At 64.2% G+C, this 620-nt stretch carries 1 pseudogene; it reads left to right on the top strand.

What is annotated here, in order from left to right:
- Nucleotides 1–620: pseudogene (locus AWB83_RS35715) on the top strand (adhesin); the annotation flags it as partial.

The raw sequence follows: 620 nt of genomic DNA, 5'->3' as shown, positions 1-620 counted from the left end.
TACACGTTCGCAGGCAGCAATGCGACCAGCACGGTGTCGGTGGGCGCAGCAGGCAAGGAGCGCACGATCACCAACGTGGCGGCGGGCCGTCTCTCGGCCAGCTCGACCGATGCGGTGAACGGCTCGCAGCTGTACGCAGCGGATCAGGCGATCAACCAGAACACGTCGGATATCTCGAACGTGGCGGGCAGCATCACCAACATCAGCGGTGGGATCACCAATATCCAGGGTGATATCACCAACATGGGCAACCAGATCAACAACGTGTACAACACGGGCACGAAGTACTTCCATGCGAACAGCACGGGTGTAGATTCGACGGCCACGGGGGTGGATTCGGTGGCGATCGGCTCGGGTGCGGTGTCGACCAACAAGGGCGACGTGGCGCTGGGTGCGGGTTCGACGACGGCGGCAGTGGTGAACACCACGAGCGCGACGATCGGTGGCACGGCCTACACGTTCGCAGGCAGCAACGCGACGAGCACGGTGTCGGTGGGGGCGGCAGGCAAGGAGCGCACGATCACCAACGTGGCGGCGGGCCGTCTCTCGGCCAGCTCGACCGATGCGGTGAACGGCTCGCAGCTGTACGCAGCGGATCAGGCGATCAACCAGAACACGTC

Origin of the sequence: Caballeronia ptereochthonis, from assembly GCF_001545075.1 — a bacterium.
Classification (GTDB): domain Bacteria; phylum Pseudomonadota; class Gammaproteobacteria; order Burkholderiales; family Burkholderiaceae; genus Caballeronia; species Caballeronia ptereochthonis.
The sequence above is the reverse complement of the archived record's forward strand: the minus strand, read 5'-3'. Positions and strand labels throughout refer to the sequence as shown.